The organism is Variovorax sucrosi (genome assembly GCF_051216635.1).
Classification (GTDB): Bacteria; Pseudomonadota; Gammaproteobacteria; order Burkholderiales; family Burkholderiaceae_C; genus Variovorax.
The window spans coordinates 425,311-439,617 of record NZ_JBPJZU010000003.1; the positions used below are offsets into that span (position 1 = coordinate 425,311).

The following is a 14,307-nucleotide window of genomic DNA, read 5'->3' on the forward strand; positions in this document are numbered from 1 at the left end:
ATGAGCGAAACGATCACCGCCACGGCACCTGCATCCACCAACGCGACGGGCAAGACCCTGCTGAAGGTCACTGCGCTCAAGGTCGCCTACGGCGGCATCCAGGCCGTGAAGGGCGTGGACTTCGAGGTGCGCGAGGGCGAGCTGGTGTCGCTCATCGGCTCCAACGGCGCCGGCAAGACGACCACGATGAAGGCCATCACCGGCACGCTGCCCTTCGTCGACGGCGACATCCAGTTCCTCGGCCGCAGCATCAAGGGACGCGGCGCCTGGGACCTGGTGGGCGAAGGCCTGGTGATGGTGCCCGAAGGCCGCGGCGTCTTCACGCGCATGACCATCACCGAGAACCTGCAGATCGGCGCGTACATCCGCAACGACAAGGGCGGCATCGCGGCGGACATCGAACGCATGTTCGCGATCTTCCCGCGGCTGAAGGAACGCAAGGACCAGCTGGCCGGCACCATGTCCGGCGGCGAGCAGCAGATGCTCGCCATGGGCCGCGCGCTGATGGCGCAGCCCAAGGTGCTGCTGCTCGACGAGCCCTCGATGGGCCTGTCGCCCATCATGGTCGACAAGATCTTCGAGGTGGTGAAGAACGTCTACGACCAGGGCGTGACGGTGCTGCTGGTCGAGCAGAACGCCAGCCGCGCGCTGCAGATCGCCGATCGCGGCTACGTCATGGAGTCGGGCCTGATCACCATGGCGGGCGACGCGAAGGTCATGCTCAACGACCCCAAGGTGCGGGCCGCGTATCTGGGCGAATAGCTGTTGCTCGCCCCCAGGTTGGGCTCACTTCGTGTAGCCCGCCCACCCCCTGCCGGGGGCAACACCAGCGGGCCGGCAGAGCCGGTTCCGCGGTGTTTCACGAAGGGGCCTGGCTTTGCCGGCCGCTGACACGCCGTCAGTCGACCTTGGCTCCTGTCGACTTCACCACCTTTTCGTACTTCGCCAGCTCGCTCTTCATGAACGCGCCGAACTGCTCGGGCGTATTCGACACCGGCTCCGCCAGCAGGGTGGCGAAGCGCGTCTTCGTCTCCGGCGCGTTCAGCGCCGCGACGAAGGCCTGGTTCAGCTTGGCGACCACGTCGGGCGGCGTGCCGGCCGGCGCGACCAGGCCCCACCAGGTGTCGATCGCGAAGCCCTTGAGCGTCGCGGCCACGGCCGGCACGCCAGGCAAGGCGCTGCTGGGCTGTGCGGTCGTCACGGCGATGGCCTTGAGCTTGCCCGAGCGGATGTTCGGTGCGGCGGTGGCCAGGTTGTCGAAGTTGAAGTCGACCTGGCCCGACAGCAGCGCGAGCTGGGCCGGGTTGCCGCCGTTGTAGGGGATGTGCAGCGCGAAGATGCCGGCCTGCTGCTTGAACATTTCGCCGGCCAGGTGCCCGGCGCTGCCGTTGCCGCCGCTGCCGTAGTTCAGCTTGCCGGGGTTGGCCTTGGCGTAGGCGATGAGTTCGGGCAGCGTGTTGATCTTCAGTCGCTGCGCGGTCTCGGCATTCATTACCAGCACGTTCGGCACGCGGACCATCTGCGTGATGGGCGCGAAGTCGGTGGCCGCGTTGAAGGGCATCTTGCTGTAGAGCCACGGGTTGACCGCGTGGGTGGCCGTGGCCGCGATGCCGATCGTCAGCCCGTCCGGTGCGGCCTTGGCCACCGCATCGGCACCGATGTTGCCGCCGGCGCCTGGCTTGTTGTCGATGATCACGGTGCCCAGCGAATCCTTGACCCGCTCCGCCACGATGCGCGCCGTGACGTCGATCGGGCCGCCCGCCGCGTAGGGAACGATCAGCCGAATCGGGCGATGCTGTGCCAGGACGGGCGCTGTGCCGAGGGTGGTGAGCGTGACGGCGGCGGCCAGCGCCGCCAGGAGAAAGTGTCTCGTCTTCATTGTTGTGGGCCGTTGCCGGCGTTGCTGATGGAGAAGGGGAGGGTCAGGGCAGCGCCTTGTCGGCCTCGGTGGTGAAGGCGTCCGCGTAGAACTCTTCTTCGGGCAGGCCGGCCTCGGCCATGTAGTCGCGCTTGGCCGAATCGACCACGATCGGGGCACCGCAGGCGTACACCTGGTGGCCCGACAGGTCGGCGAAGTCCTCGAGCACGGCGCGGTGGACGAAGCCGGTGCGGCCGGTCCAGTTGTCGTCGGGCACGGCGTTCGACACCACCGGCACGTAGGTCAGATTCGGCATCTCGGCCGTCTGCGCGCGCAGCCAGTCGTGCATGTACAGATCTTCGGGCCGGCGGCCGCCCCAGTACACGGTGGCGCGCCGTTCGATGCCCTTGAACTTCATGTGCTCGATGAGCGCCTTGATCGGCGCGAAGCCGGTGCCCGAGGCGAGCATGACGATCGGCTTGTCGGAGTCCTCGCGCAGGAAGAAGCTGCCGTAGGGCCCCTCGATGCGCAGGATTTCCTTCTCCTTCATCGCGCCGAAGACATGGTCGGTGAACTTGCCGCCGGGCAGGTGGCGGATGTGCAGCTCGATGCCGGTGCCGGGCTCGCTCAGCGTGTGCGGCGCGTTGGCCATCGAGTAGCTGCGGCGCGCGCCGTCGCGCAGGAGGAATTCGACGTACTGGCCGGCATGGAACTGCAGCGGCTCGCCGGCGGGCAACTGCAGGCGCACCATCATCACGTCGTGCGAGAGCTTGGACAGCGCCAGCACGCGCGAGGGCATCTTGCGGATCGGGAAGGCGCCGGCTTCGGTCACCTGGCGTGATTCGAGCATGACGTCGCTGGTCGGTCGGGCGCAGCAGGTCAGCACGAAGCCGGCAAGTTCTTCCTCGGCGCTCAGGGCCTTGCTCTGGTGCGGCCCGTGGGTGACTTCGCCCGAGAGCTTCCGGCACTTGCAGGAGCCGCAGGCCCCATCCTTGCAACCATAAGGCAGGCCGATGCCCTGGCGAATGCCGGCAGCGAGGATGGTTTCGTCGGCCTGGGCGGTGAACTGTCGTCCACTGGGCTCGACGGTGATCTGGAAGCCGGCCTCGTGCGGGGGTGCGCTCGTCATGGGTATTCTTCGGGTTCGTCTCTGCAGGGGAACCCCGGATTTTGCCCTCAATCAACAACCCTCCCGGCGCGCTGCCCGCGCGCTTCCGGCGGCAGCGCGTGCTGATCGTCGGTTGCGGCGATGTCGGTCTGCGCGCCGCGTCTTTCCTGCGCGGTCGGGTGCAGTTGCTCGCACTCACCTCGTCGCCGGAGCGGGTGGCGGCCTTGCGTGCCGCCGGCCTGCGCCCGCTGGTGGCCGATCTCGATACACCGCAAAGCCTGCGCCGGCTGGCCGGCCTGGCCGACCGCGTGCTGCATCTGGCGCCACCGGCGAACGTGGAAGGCGCCCGCTGGTGGCGCGACGCCCGCACCACCGCGCTGGTGCGGGCGCTGCGCCAGCGCTCCCTGCCGACGGCGCTGGTCTACGGCTCGACCAGCGGCGTCTACGGCGACTGCGGCGGGGCACGCATCGACGAGACGCGCGCCGTCCGCCCGCACACCCCGCGCGCTCATCGGCGCGTCGACGCCGAGCGCGCCGTGCGCTGGCTGGGACGGGCCGGCGTCGCGACGCGCATCCTGCGCATCCCGGGCATCTACGCGCCCGACCGCAGCGGCGGCACACCGCGCGAGCGCCTGCGCAAGGGCACGCCGGTGCTGCGCAGCCAGGACGACGTCTACACCAACCACATCCATGCCGACGACCTGGCGCGCATCTGCGTGGCGGCGCTGTGGCGCGGCGGCAGGCAGCGCGTCTTCCATGCCAGCGACGACACCGAGCTGAAGATGGGCGACTACATCGATCTGGCTGCGGATCTGTACGGCCTGCCGCGCCCGCCGCGCATCGGGCGCGACGAGGCACAGGCGCAGCTTCCGGTGTCGCTGCTGAGCTTCATGGGCGAATCGCGGCGGCTGGACAACGGCCGCATGAAGCGCGAACTGCGGATGCGCTTGCGGCACCCCACCGTGGCCAGCGGGCTGCGGCCCGTTTCTTGAATGCGGTCCCGGACATAATCTCCAAGTCGAAATTTGTCACGGCTTTCCCCCTTCACTGCGCTGCGTCCATGCCCACCACTCAACTCTCGGTCTACTTCTTCCTGCAGGTCGCGGTGATCATCACCGTGTGCCAGCTGGTCGGGCGCCTGGCGCAGAAGCTCGGCCAGCCGCAGGTGGTGGGCGAGATGATCGCCGGCGTGACGCTGGGTCCCTCGCTGCTGGGCCTGTTTTTCCCCGAGGTGCAGCGTGCGCTGTTCCCGAAGGAGACCCTCGGCATGCTCTATGTGGGCGGCCAGTTGGGCGTCGGCATGTACATGTTCCTGGTCGGCACCGAATTCCGTGCCGACCACTTCAAGAGCCGCTTGCGCAGCGCCGTCTCGGTGTCGGCGGCCGGCATCTTCGTGCCCTTCGTGCTGGCCTTCGCGCTGATCCCCTGGCTGCTCACCATTCCCGGCCTGTTTTCGGCCAAGGCGAAGCCGCTGGAAGCGGCACTGTTTCTCGGGGCGGCGATCGCCATCACCGCCTTTCCGATGCTGGCGCGCATCATCCACGAGCGCGGCCTGGCCGGCACGTCGCTCGGCACGCTGGCGCTCACGGCCGGCGCCGTGGACGACGCCGCCGCCTGGTGCATCCTGGCCATCGTGCTGGCCAGCTTCGGCGGCCACTGGGGCGGCGCCTACGCGGCCATCGGCGGCGGCATCGCCTACGCGCTCTTCATGATCTTCATCGGCTCGCGGCTGCTGAAGCGGCTGGCCGCCCATGTACGGCCCGACGCACCCTTGAGCGCGACGCTGCTGGCCACCGTGCTCGTGCTGTTCGCGCTGAGCGCGTTCGCGATGGATGCGATCGGCATCCACGCCGTGTTCGGCGGCTTCCTGCTCGGCGTGGTGCTGCCGCGAGGTGCGCTCACCGAGAAGCTGCGCGCCCAGTTGCAACCCTTCGTGGTGATCTTCCTGCTGCCGATGTTCTTCACCTACTCGGGCCTCAACACCCGCATGGCGGTGCTGATGCAGCCCGGCATCCTGCTGGCGGCGGTGGCGATCCTGGCGGCCTCGTTCTGCGGCAAGGGCCTCGCCTGCTGGGCCGCAGCGCGCGCTTCCGGCGAGAGCAATCGCGATGCGATGGCCATCGGTTCGCTGATGAACGCACGCGGCCTGATGGAGCTGATCATCATCAACATCGGCCTGCAGGCCGGCGTGATCGAGCCCGGGCTGTTCTCGATTCTGGTGCTGATGGCGATCCTCAGCACCTTGATGGCCACGCCGCTGTTCAACCGGGTGACGCGCGCACCCAAGCCGAACGCCCTGCGCGCCCCGGCCTGACGCCACGAAGAAGCACCATGTCTCAGCTGACCGATTTCGAGTCCATGTTCGACCTGGCGCCGGTGTCGTTGTGGGTGGAGGACTTCAGCCAGGTGCGCCGGATCTTCGAACGCTGGCGGGCCGAGGGCGTGCAGGACTTGGTGGCCCATCTGCGCGCCGATCCGTCGCGCGTGGGCGAATGCATGGCGTCGATCCAGGTGTTGAAGGTCAACCAGACCACGCTCGACCTGTTCGGCGCCGCAGACCATGCGGCATTGGTCGCCGGCCTCGGCCAGATCTTCAGCGGCGACATGGCCGAGCTGATGACCCACGAGCTCGACCAGCTCTGGCAGGGCAAGCTGCTCTACGAGAACACCACCGTCAACTACACGCTCGACGGCCGGCGGCTCGACGTGCAGCTGCGGGTGCGTATCCTGCCGGGCCACGAAACCACCTGGGACCGGGTGCTGGTGTCGCTCGACGACATCACGGCGCGCATGAAGGCGGTGCGCGAGCGCGAGGCCAGCGCGCAGTACGCCAGCGGGCTGTTCGAGCATTCGCCGGTGTCCCTGTGGGTCGAGGACTTCAGTGCCGTCAAGCGCTTGCTGGACGACATCCGCCAGCGCGGCATCACCGACTTCAACACGTTCCTGAAGGTCCACCCGGAATTCGTCACCCGCTGCATCGAGGAGATCCGGGTGATCGACGTCAACCGCGAGACGCTGCGCATGTTCGCGGCCGACGATCGCCGCATGCTGCTCGAGAACATTCCGCGCATCTTCCGGGACGAGATGCGCGACTCCTTCGCGGAGCAACTGCAGGACCTGTGGGCCGGCAAGACGCTGCAGCACCGCGAGGTGATCAACTATTCGCTCAACGGCGACCTGGTCAACATCCACATGCAGTTCGCGGTGCTCGAAGCCCACCTGCACGACTGGAGCATGGTGCTCGTCTCGCTGATGGACATCACCGCCCGCAAGAAGGCCGAGGCCTACCTCGAGTACCTCGGCAAGCACGACGTGCTGACCCAGCTGCGCAACCGGACCTTCTACACCGAGGAGCTGAACCGCCTCAACCGCAAGGGCCCGTGGCCGGTGTCGGTGCTGCTGATCGACCTGAATGGACTGAAGCAAGTGAACGACGAGGAAGGCCACGCCGCCGGCGATGCGCTGCTGCGGCGGGTCGGCGAGGTGCTGAGCCAGGCGATCGAGAGCCCGGCCTGGCCGGCGCGTGTCGGCGGCGACGAGTTCGCGGTGCTGATGCCGGCCACCGACGAGCGCGGCGCCGAGGCGGTGCGCGAGCGCATCCTGTCGATGGTCGACCTCAACAATCAGTTCTATGCCGGCCGCAGCGGCCATGTGCTCAGCCTGGCCATCGGGCTGGCAACCTGCGAAGTGGGTGAGCCCCTCGAGAACGCGCTGCTGCGCGCCGACAAGGCGATGTACCGCGACAAGGCGCTGCACTACGAGACCCGCGCCAAAGTCCCCAGCGACGACGCACCGCTCTCGGGCCGCCCGGTCTGAGTCGACAATCCGACCTCCTTGCACCTTTGCCCTCTCCCATGCTCGCGCGCACCCTGACCGGCCACCTGAAAATCTGCGACGGGCGGATCCTGTGGGCCGACGAGGATGCCCATCAGCTGCTGACTTATCCGGTCGGTGCGCTGCTCGATCTGCCGTTCTCCGATGTCCAGCCCGATGCGACCGCGATGCCGGTGCCTGCGCGGGGCGGCGTCGATGGCACCAGCCTCGTGCTGCGCGCCCGGGAGGGCGGTGCGGTGCGGGTCGACGCCCGGGCCGAACGCATGGACGATTCCTGCGTGCTCTGGTCCTTTACGCCGGCCGCGCGCGGTGTGCGCGCCGGGCGCTTGGATTTCGTCGCCCGCCACGACGCGCTGACCCGGCTGCCCAACCGAATGGCCTCGGTGGAGGAGCTGCGCCAGCGGCTGAACCTGCGCGGGGGCCGGCTGCTGGCGGTCTGCTACCTGGACCTGGACCGCTTCCGCGACATCAACGAACATTTCACGCCGAGCGGCGGTGACGGCGTGCTGCGCGAGGTGGCGCGCCGGCTCAAGGCCGGGCTGCCGCACGAGGCCATCGTGGCGCGCGTGGGCGGCGACGAATTCGCGCTGGCCGTCTCGGTCGGCAGCCGCCAGCAGTGCGAGAACCTGGTGGCCCAACTGCTCGCCCGGCTGGCACACCCGTTCCGCCTGCAGGACCGGACCGCACGGCTGCAGGCCAGCGTGGGCGTGGCGCTGATGGCCGACGCTGAACAGCCGACCGAGGTGATGCTGCAGCATGCGCAGCACGCCGTCTTCTTCGCCAAGCGCGCCGGCGGTAACCAGTTGCATTTCTTCGATGCCGGCCAGGCGCTCGAGGAGCAGGAGGCGCTCGAACTGCGGCGGGCCATGGCCGAGGGCCTGGGCCGCGGCGAACTCTGGCTCGCATACCAGCCCAAGGTCGACATGCGCTGCGGCCGCGTCATCGGCGCCGAAGCGCTGATCCGCTGGCGGCATCCGACGCACGGCGAACTGCAGCCGGGCGATTTCATTCCGCACATCGAAGACCACGAGCTGGTGGAGCAGTTGGGCGACTGGGCCATCGGCGAGGCGCTGCAACAGGCGGCACACTGGCATGCCGATGGTGTCGGCACCTCGGTGAGCGTGAACATCAATCCACGCCACATGCAGCGACCCGATTTCCTCGAACGGCTGGCGGCGCACCTGGCGCGGCATCCGCAGTTGCCGGCCGGCGCGCTCGAGCTGGAGATCCTGGAGACCAGCGCCATCAAGGACTTCACCACCGTCACTCGCTTCATCGAGGCCTGCAAGACGCTCGGCGTACCGGTCGCGATGGACGATTTCGGCACCGGCTATTCGTCGCTGACCTACCTGCGCCGCTTGCCGGTGGCTGCGCTCAAGCTCGACCAGTCCTTCGTCAACGGCGTGATCGACAACGCCGAGGACCAGGCCATCGTCAAGGGCATCCTGCTGCTGGCCAAGGGGCTCGGCCGCAAGGCGATCGCCGAGGGTGTCGAGTCGGTGGCGCACGGCCGCGTCCTGATGGACCTGGGCTGCACGCTCGGGCAGGGTTACGGCATCGCCCGCCCGATGCCGGCCGAGGCGCTGCCCGGCTGGATCGTCGCGTATGAGCGGGCCCCACTGTGGGGGCGCGCGCCGGACTGCTGCTGAAGCCCGCAGCCCGGGGAGGGCGTGTGCATCGGCACGTGCTTGCGCCTCGATGCGTTCTTGTCCGGCAGCGGGGTGCGGCCGCAGCGAAGAAGCTCCCCCGCTTTCTTACGCACCGGAGACCGACATGCACGAACCGACCCACGCCAGCGGCGCCATCGAGACCCGTTCGATCGACGTGACCGAGGGCCAGGCCCTGGAATATTGGCTCGACACGCTGGGTGTCGACGAATACCACTTGCGCACCGCTGTGGCCGAAGTGGGTACTTCCGCTCAGGACGTGCGTTGCTACCTCGGCATGCCGTGACCGCCGGGCCGAAGGACCGGCCGAGGCGGTCATCAATGTGAACTAAAGTGTGAGGTTTTCCCTTGCGGTGCCGGCCACAATTAAACACAATTGATTACATGGCACAGCGCACTTTCTCTCCCGTTACCGCCCACGCTCCGCTCGAGCAGCAGGGCGTTTCTTCGGCGCCTTCCCTTCGCAGGGAGGCCCTGTGAGGGTCGACCGGGACATGCGCGCGGCGCGCCTGAGCGTCGAAGACCTGGACAACATCGCCCTTCGCCTGCGACTGCAAGGCATGCGTGGCGATCTCAATGCCGGGCTGGTGGCCGATGCGCTCGACTCGGTGGTTCAGCGACGGCATGCGGCACAGCTGGCGCGTACGCGCCGAGCCCGCCATGGACTGATGTCGTCGGCCTGGCAGCGCGTCACGGCCTGGGCCAGCGTGCGATAACCAAGCGGACTACACCACCTTTGTCCTGGTGGGTCGGGTGCTCCTTGTTGCACTGCTTACATGGGTTCCTCGGCGCCTACGTCACGAATCGTCGCAGACGTACGCAGCGTCTCAGGGCGGACACGTCTCCTGACAGCCCGAACCATGAGGAGACCGAGATGAGCAGCTACGCATTCCCCAACGAAACCGCCAACGAGCCGAGAAGCGAGGCCCGATACGACCATCGGCTCGACGATGCAGGGCCCGCCACGAGCGGCGTCTCCTGGTCCGCCATCTTCGCCGGTGCCACGGCCGCCGCCGCACTCACCTTGATCATGGTGCTGCTGGGTGCCGGCATGGGCCTCGGCGTGGCGTCCCCCTGGGAAGGCGAGGGCGCCGAAGCCAGGACGATCGGGATCGCCGGCGTGTTCTGGATCACCTTCACCCAAGTGGCCGCCTCGGGGCTGGGCGGCTATCTGGCGGGCCGGCTGCGTGCCAAGTGGAGCAGCATCCGCACCGACGAAGCACGCTTTCGCGACACCGCCCACGGCTTCCTGGCCTGGGGCGCTGCGACCCTGGTGACGGCGGCGCTCCTGATGTCTGCGGCAGGCGCCACGCTGGGCGCCGGTGTGCGCGCCGGCGCGAGCCTGGCCGGTGGCGCAGTGAGCACTGCGGCCAGTGCGATGGGTGCCAGTCGCTCGAGCGACGATTCCGCGTCCGGTCCGATGGGCTATTGGGTCGACGGATTGATGCGCAAGGAACCGGGCGCACCGGCCGCGGGCCAGACAGACACCGCCCCCCAGGGGCAGGTGCCCACCGCGGAACTCGGCCGAATCTTCGCCGCCAGCCTGCGCAGCGGATCGATGACGCCCGAAGACAACCGCTATGTCGCGCAGATCGTCGCGCAGCGCACCGGAATCAGCCAGCAGGATGCGGAGAAGCGCGTCACCGACATGTTCGCGCGCGCCAAGGCATCGACGGACGAAGCCGTGACGAAGACCAAGGCTGCGGCGGATGCGGCACGCAAGACGGCGGCCTACGGCTCGCTGTGGCTGTTCATCGCGCTGGTCATCGGCGCGCTCGTCGCGGCCTACTGTGCGACGTTGGGTGGCCGTGCCCGCGACCTGTGAGATGGGGGCCGGCAGCGGGTAGCTTGGCTGCGCGCTCGTCGGCACCGACCTGTGCAGCTCTCCTAAATCCGTGGTGCCCGGGGCCGGAATCGAACCGGCACGCCTTGCGGCGGGGGATTTTGAGTCCCCTGCGTCTACCAATTTCACCACCCGGGCACGGGAAGAGTGCAGCCGAAAATTATGGCACAGTGCTCGGCATGAAGTATCCGACCATCGAAGACGCGATCGGCAAGACGCCGCTGGTCGCGCTGCAGCGCATCGACGCGGCCGAGAATGCGCGACGCGGCAACGTGATCCTGGGCAAGCTCGAAGGCAACAATCCGGCCGGCTCGGTCAAGGACCGCCCGGCGCTGTCGATGATCAAGCGCGCCGAGGAGCGCGGCGAAATCAAGCCCGGCGACACGCTGATCGAGGCGACCTCCGGCAACACCGGCATCGCGCTGGCGATGGCCGCGGCCATCAAGGGCTATCGCATGGTGCTGATCATGCCGGAGGACCTGTCGATCGAACGCGCGCAGACGATGAAGGCGTTCGGTGCCGAACTCGTGCTGACGCCCAAGAGCGGCGGCATGGAATACGCCCGCGATCTGGCCGACCAGATGGTCGTGCAGGGCAAGGGCCGGGTGCTCGACCAGTTCGCCAACCCCGACAACCCGCGCATCCACTACGAGACGACCGGCCCGGAGATCTGGGACGACACGAAAGGCAAGGTCACCCATTTCGTGAGCGCCATGGGGACCACCGGCACCATCACCGGCGTGTCGCGCTTCCTGAAGGAAAAGAACCCTGCGATCCAGATCGTCGGTGCCCAGCCGGAAGAGGGTTCGCGCATTCCGGGCATCCGCAAGTGGCCGCAGGAATACCTGCCCAAGATCTACGATCCGAGCCGGGTCGACCAGGTAGTGAACGTCAGCCAGGACGATGCCGAGGAGATGGCGCGGCGCCTGGCGCGCGAGGAAGGCATCTTCGGCGGCATCTCGGCAGCCGGCGCACTGTGGGCGGCCCTGCAGATCGCGAAGACGGTGGAGAACGCGACCATCGTCTTCGTGGTGTGCGACCGCGGCGACCGATACCTCTCGACCGGCGTGTTCCCGGCCTGATGTCCCCCCACTGAGCTCGACCGTGTTCCAGCCCACCTTCTGCCCGGCCTGCGCCACACCGCTGGCGCACATCGAACGGGTCGAAGACAGCGGCCCGACGATGCGCCTGCGCTGTCCGTCCTGCGACTGGACGCACTGGAACAACCCGACGCCGGTGCTGGCGGCCATCGTTGAATACCGCGGCCAGGTCCTGCTGGCGCGCAACGCGGCCTGGCAGCACAAGATGTACGCGCTCATCACCGGCTTCATGGAGGCCGGCGAGACGCCGCAAGCCGGCATCGTCCGTGAGGTGAAGGAAGAGACGGACCTGGAGGCCAGCGCGGTGCACCTGGTCGGCGTCTACGATTTCCAGCGCATGAACCAGGTGATCATTGCCTACCATGTGGTGGCCGACGGCGAGGTGCGCCTGTCGCCGGAACTGGTCGATTACCGCCTTTACGATCTGCAGGACCTCCGATGCTGGCCGGCGGGCACCGGTTATGCATTGGCCGACTGGCTGCGCAGCCGCGGCCACGAACCCGAATTCGTCGAGTGGCCTCGACCGGCGCCCTCGGACGCATGACAATCTCAGCCGATTCCAGGAACGCCATGCACATCCACCAAGATCTCGACACGCGCGGCCTCAATTGCCCCTTGCCGATCCTCAAGGCCAAGCGCTCGCTCAACGAGATGCAGAGCGGCCAACTGCTGCGGGTGGTGTCGACCGACGCCGGCTCGCTGCGCGACTTCCAGGCCTTCGCGCGACAGACCGGCAACGACCTGGTCGAGCAGCAGACGGTCGGCACCGACTACATCCACGTCCTGCGTCGCCGGTGAGGCGACCCATGCCCCCGCCGCAACCGTCCGCGCTGCCCGTCGCTTCGTCGGCCGCGGAGGCCGTGCCATGCTGAGGATGACCCTCCAGATCGGCTTCGTCGTCCTCGGCATCGCGGCCGCGGCGGCTCTGATGCTGTGGGACAACGGCGTGCCCGATGCCGTCGACGAGCGCGTGGTGTCGCCCACGGCGATACCGCTCGCCGTCATGGGCGACTCGAACAGCCATTCCTACCAGGACCGCCTGAACTTCTCGGTCGAGTCCGGGCAGCGCGGCGGCCTCAACCAGGACCGCAGCTTCAGCTGGGTCGAGGTGCTCGCGCGCCTGCGGGGCGAGGAGATCGACGTCGGGCCCTGGGTCACCTGGGGCCGCTCCGGTGTGATCATCCGGCTGCTCGACCTGCTCCACCTGCCGGTCGGCCGTGCGCCCCGCAAGGAAGACTACCTCTACAACTTCGCTTTCTCGGCCATGGGCTGCGAACAGCTGATGCAGGGCAAGTTCAGGCAGGCGCCGCGGCTGGTGGCGCTGATGGACAAGGAGCCCGAGCGCTGGCGCCGGGGGGTGGTGGTGATCCGCACCGGGCTGGGCGAGTGGTCGCAGTTCATGGACGTGCAGGCGAAGGATCCGAACGCGCCGGAACTGCAGCCGGTGATCGACGGCTGCACGAAGCACATCGGCGATGCCATCCGGCTGATCCACGCATCGCATCCTGCAACGCGGGTCGTGGTGGTGGGCGTGGTGAACGAGGCGTCCGATCCGCTGTACCTCGACCGCTGGCAGAGTGGGGTCGAGTTCGGCAACATCGAGGCGGCACTGGCCCGCTTCAATGGTGCGCTCCGGCAGGTCGCGGCGGCGCAGCCGAACACGCTCTTCTTCGATGACCAGGCCTGGATGCTCGAACGCTGGGGGTCGCGCGACGCCACCGGTGCCCCGGCCTATCGGACCGTCACCCTCGGCGGGCGGCTGCAGGTGACGAACACCGCCGGCAACGACCCCATGCATGCCATGATGGAAGACCACCACGCCGGCCTGGCCTACAACGCGCTGTGGGCGCAGTCGCTGGTCGCGCGGCTCCATGCCGACTTCGGCCTGTCGATCACGCCGATTGGCGACGAGGAACTGGCGCGCTTCGTGTTGCCGCTGGCCGATGCCTCGCTCGGCGCCGCGCTCAGAGTTCCAGGGTCTTGAGGTATTCGCGGAACTGCGCACCGACCTCGGGGTGGGCCAGTGCGAGTTCCACGGTGGCCTGCAGGAAGCCTTCCTTGCTGCCGCAGTCGTAGCGGGTGCCCTTGTAGGCGTAGGCGTAGACCGCTTCCTTCTTCATCAGCGAGGCAATGCCGTCAGTGAGCTGGATCTCGCCACCGGCGCCCTTGGGCTGATTGCGGATCTCGGCGAACACGCCGGGCGTGAGCACGTAGCGGCCGGCCACGCCCAGGCGCGACGGCGCCGCTTCGGGCGAGGGCTTCTCGACCATCTTGTTGACCTTGACCAGACCTTCGTCGATGGTGTCGCCGGCCACGATGCCGTAGCGCTTCACCTGGTCGAGCGGGACTTCCTGCACGGCCAGCAGCGAGCGGCCCAGCTGGGCGAAGGCGGCGGTCATCTGGGCCATCACCGGCTGACCGTCGACCGGGCCGACCATCAGGTCGTCCGCCAGCAGCACGGCGAAAGGCTCGTTGCCCACCAAGTGCTCGGCGCACAGCACCGCATGGCCCAGGCCCAGCATGCGCGGCTGGCGCACGTAGGAAACGGTCATGTCATCGGGCATCACCGAGCGGGCAATGTTGAGCAGGGCGGTCTTGCCGCTGGCCTCGAGCTGGCTTTCCAGCTCGTAGGCGGTGTCGTAGTGGTCCTCGATGGCGCGCTTGTTGCGGCCGGTCACGAAGATCATGTCGCGGATGCCGGCCGCGTAGGCTTCCTCGACGGCGTACTGGATCAGCGGCTTGTCCACCACCGGCAGCATCTCCTTGGGTTGCGCCTTGGTGGCGGGAAGGAAACGGGTGCCGAAACCGGCCACGGGGAAAACGGCTTTGCGGATGCGCGTGGTATTGGACATTGGATAGGCAGGGAAGTGAATACGGAATAGTACGTTGTTCCCGAG

Annotated in this window: 15 protein-coding genes and 1 tRNA gene; 12 read left to right on the top strand and 4 right to left on the bottom strand. The window is 68.0% G+C overall.

What is annotated here, in order from left to right:
* Entirely contained in the window at window positions 1-762 is a 762-nt protein-coding gene (locus ACSFBE_RS08155) for an ABC transporter ATP-binding protein (protein ID WP_435489874.1), read from the top strand.
* A gap of 136 nt (window positions 763-898) precedes the next feature.
* On the opposite strand, the gene ACSFBE_RS08160 is transcribed toward ACSFBE_RS08155, so the two are convergent.
* On the bottom strand, window positions 899-1,879 hold the full coding sequence (locus ACSFBE_RS08160; protein WP_435489875.1) for a Bug family tripartite tricarboxylate transporter substrate binding protein: 981 nt from the start codon (window positions 1,877-1,879) through the stop codon (window positions 899-901).
* A gap of 43 nt (window positions 1,880-1,922) precedes the next feature.
* A complete protein-coding gene (locus ACSFBE_RS08165) occupies window positions 1,923-2,987 on the bottom strand; it encodes a CDP-6-deoxy-delta-3,4-glucoseen reductase (protein ID WP_435489876.1) in 1,065 nt (354 codons plus the stop codon).
* A gap of 41 nt (window positions 2,988-3,028) precedes the next feature.
* Here ACSFBE_RS08165 and ACSFBE_RS08170 point away from each other — a divergent pair, with 41 nt between their 5' ends.
* The 7 genes from ACSFBE_RS08170 to ACSFBE_RS08200 all read left to right on the top strand — a co-directional run bounded on the left by ACSFBE_RS08170 (window position 3,029) and on the right by ACSFBE_RS08200 (window position 10,292).
* Complete coding sequence (locus tag ACSFBE_RS08170; RefSeq protein ID WP_435489877.1) at window positions 3,029-3,958, top strand: SDR family oxidoreductase; 930 nt, start codon at window positions 3,029-3,031, stop codon at window positions 3,956-3,958.
* Window positions 3,959-4,026: 68 nt separating this feature from the next.
* Window positions 4,027-5,280 carry a cation:proton antiporter gene (locus tag ACSFBE_RS08175; RefSeq protein WP_435489878.1) on the top strand — a complete coding sequence of 418 codons (1,254 nt, stop codon included), beginning with the start codon at window positions 4,027-4,029 and terminating at the stop codon, window positions 5,278-5,280.
* A gap of 17 nt (window positions 5,281-5,297) precedes the next feature.
* Window positions 5,298-6,782, top strand: a complete 1,485-nt coding sequence (locus tag ACSFBE_RS08180; RefSeq protein ID WP_435489879.1) for a sensor domain-containing diguanylate cyclase — start codon at window positions 5,298-5,300, stop codon at window positions 6,780-6,782.
* A gap of 38 nt (window positions 6,783-6,820) precedes the next feature.
* Entirely contained in the window at window positions 6,821-8,449 is a 1,629-nt protein-coding gene (locus ACSFBE_RS08185) for a putative bifunctional diguanylate cyclase/phosphodiesterase (protein ID WP_435489880.1), read from the top strand.
* Between the two features lie 124 nt (window positions 8,450-8,573).
* Entirely contained in the window at window positions 8,574-8,753 is a 180-nt protein-coding gene (locus tag ACSFBE_RS08190) for a DUF3606 domain-containing protein (RefSeq protein WP_435489881.1), read from the top strand.
* A gap of 190 nt (window positions 8,754-8,943) precedes the next feature.
* Window positions 8,944-9,183 (top strand): hypothetical protein, encoded by a 240-nt coding sequence (locus tag ACSFBE_RS08195; RefSeq protein ID WP_435489882.1) that lies wholly within the window; start codon window positions 8,944-8,946, stop codon window positions 9,181-9,183.
* Window positions 9,184-9,341: 158 nt separating this feature from the next.
* Window positions 9,342-10,292, top strand: a complete 951-nt coding sequence (locus ACSFBE_RS08200) for a hypothetical protein (RefSeq protein WP_435489883.1) — start codon at window positions 9,342-9,344, stop codon at window positions 10,290-10,292.
* Between the two features lie 71 nt (window positions 10,293-10,363).
* Here ACSFBE_RS08200 and ACSFBE_RS08205 read toward each other — a convergent pair.
* Window positions 10,364-10,448, bottom strand: a tRNA-Leu gene (locus ACSFBE_RS08205).
* Between the two features lie 41 nt (window positions 10,449-10,489).
* Between ACSFBE_RS08205 and cysM the strand changes: the two genes are divergently transcribed.
* The 4 genes from cysM to ACSFBE_RS08225 all read left to right on the top strand — a co-directional run bounded on the left by cysM (window position 10,490) and on the right by ACSFBE_RS08225 (window position 13,394).
* On the top strand, window positions 10,490-11,392 hold the full coding sequence (gene cysM / locus ACSFBE_RS08210) for a cysteine synthase CysM (RefSeq protein WP_435489884.1): 903 nt from the start codon (window positions 10,490-10,492) through the stop codon (window positions 11,390-11,392).
* A gap of 22 nt (window positions 11,393-11,414) precedes the next feature.
* Window positions 11,415-11,954 (top strand): NUDIX domain-containing protein, encoded by a 540-nt coding sequence (locus ACSFBE_RS08215; protein ID WP_435489885.1) that lies wholly within the window; start codon window positions 11,415-11,417, stop codon window positions 11,952-11,954.
* A gap of 26 nt (window positions 11,955-11,980) precedes the next feature.
* Window positions 11,981-12,208 (top strand): sulfurtransferase TusA family protein, encoded by a 228-nt coding sequence (locus ACSFBE_RS08220; protein WP_435489886.1) that lies wholly within the window; start codon window positions 11,981-11,983, stop codon window positions 12,206-12,208.
* 67 nt (window positions 12,209-12,275) lie between these two features.
* Window positions 12,276-13,394: an SGNH/GDSL hydrolase family protein gene (locus ACSFBE_RS08225; protein WP_435489887.1), complete on the top strand. Its 1,119-nt coding sequence runs from the start codon at window positions 12,276-12,278 to the stop codon at window positions 13,392-13,394.
* Here the strand turns inward: ACSFBE_RS08225 and galU are convergent.
* Entirely contained in the window at window positions 13,375-14,262 is an 888-nt protein-coding gene (galU, locus tag ACSFBE_RS08230) for a UTP--glucose-1-phosphate uridylyltransferase GalU (RefSeq protein WP_435489888.1), read from the bottom strand. The genes ACSFBE_RS08225 and galU overlap by 20 nt on opposite strands.
* Window positions 14,263-14,307: the final 45 nt, after the last annotated feature.

Bases quoted from the DNA above. Each gene is read 5' to 3' on its own strand.
- ACSFBE_RS08155 (WP_435489874.1), top strand. From the start codon at position 1: ATGAGCGAAACGATCACCGCCACGGCACCTGCATCCACCAACGCGACG.
- ACSFBE_RS08160 (WP_435489875.1), bottom strand. From the start codon at position 1,879: ATGAAGACGAGACACTTTCTCCTGGCGGCGCTGGCCGCCGCCGTCACG.
- ACSFBE_RS08165 (WP_435489876.1), bottom strand. From the start codon at position 2,987: ATGACGAGCGCACCCCCGCACGAGGCCGGCTTCCAGATCACCGTCGAG.
- ACSFBE_RS08175 (WP_435489878.1), top strand. From the start codon at position 4,027: ATGCCCACCACTCAACTCTCGGTCTACTTCTTCCTGCAGGTCGCGGTG.
- ACSFBE_RS08180 (WP_435489879.1), top strand. From the start codon at position 5,298: ATGTCTCAGCTGACCGATTTCGAGTCCATGTTCGACCTGGCGCCGGTG.
- ACSFBE_RS08185 (WP_435489880.1), top strand. From the start codon at position 6,821: ATGCTCGCGCGCACCCTGACCGGCCACCTGAAAATCTGCGACGGGCGG.
- ACSFBE_RS08190 (WP_435489881.1), top strand. From the start codon at position 8,574: ATGCACGAACCGACCCACGCCAGCGGCGCCATCGAGACCCGTTCGATC.
- ACSFBE_RS08200 (WP_435489883.1), top strand. From the start codon at position 9,342: ATGAGCAGCTACGCATTCCCCAACGAAACCGCCAACGAGCCGAGAAGC.
- cysM (WP_435489884.1), top strand. From the start codon at position 10,490: ATGAAGTATCCGACCATCGAAGACGCGATCGGCAAGACGCCGCTGGTC.
- ACSFBE_RS08220 (WP_435489886.1), top strand. From the start codon at position 11,981: ATGCACATCCACCAAGATCTCGACACGCGCGGCCTCAATTGCCCCTTG.
- ACSFBE_RS08225 (WP_435489887.1), top strand. From the start codon at position 12,276: ATGCTGAGGATGACCCTCCAGATCGGCTTCGTCGTCCTCGGCATCGCG.
- galU (WP_435489888.1), bottom strand. From the start codon at position 14,262: ATGTCCAATACCACGCGCATCCGCAAAGCCGTTTTCCCCGTGGCCGGT.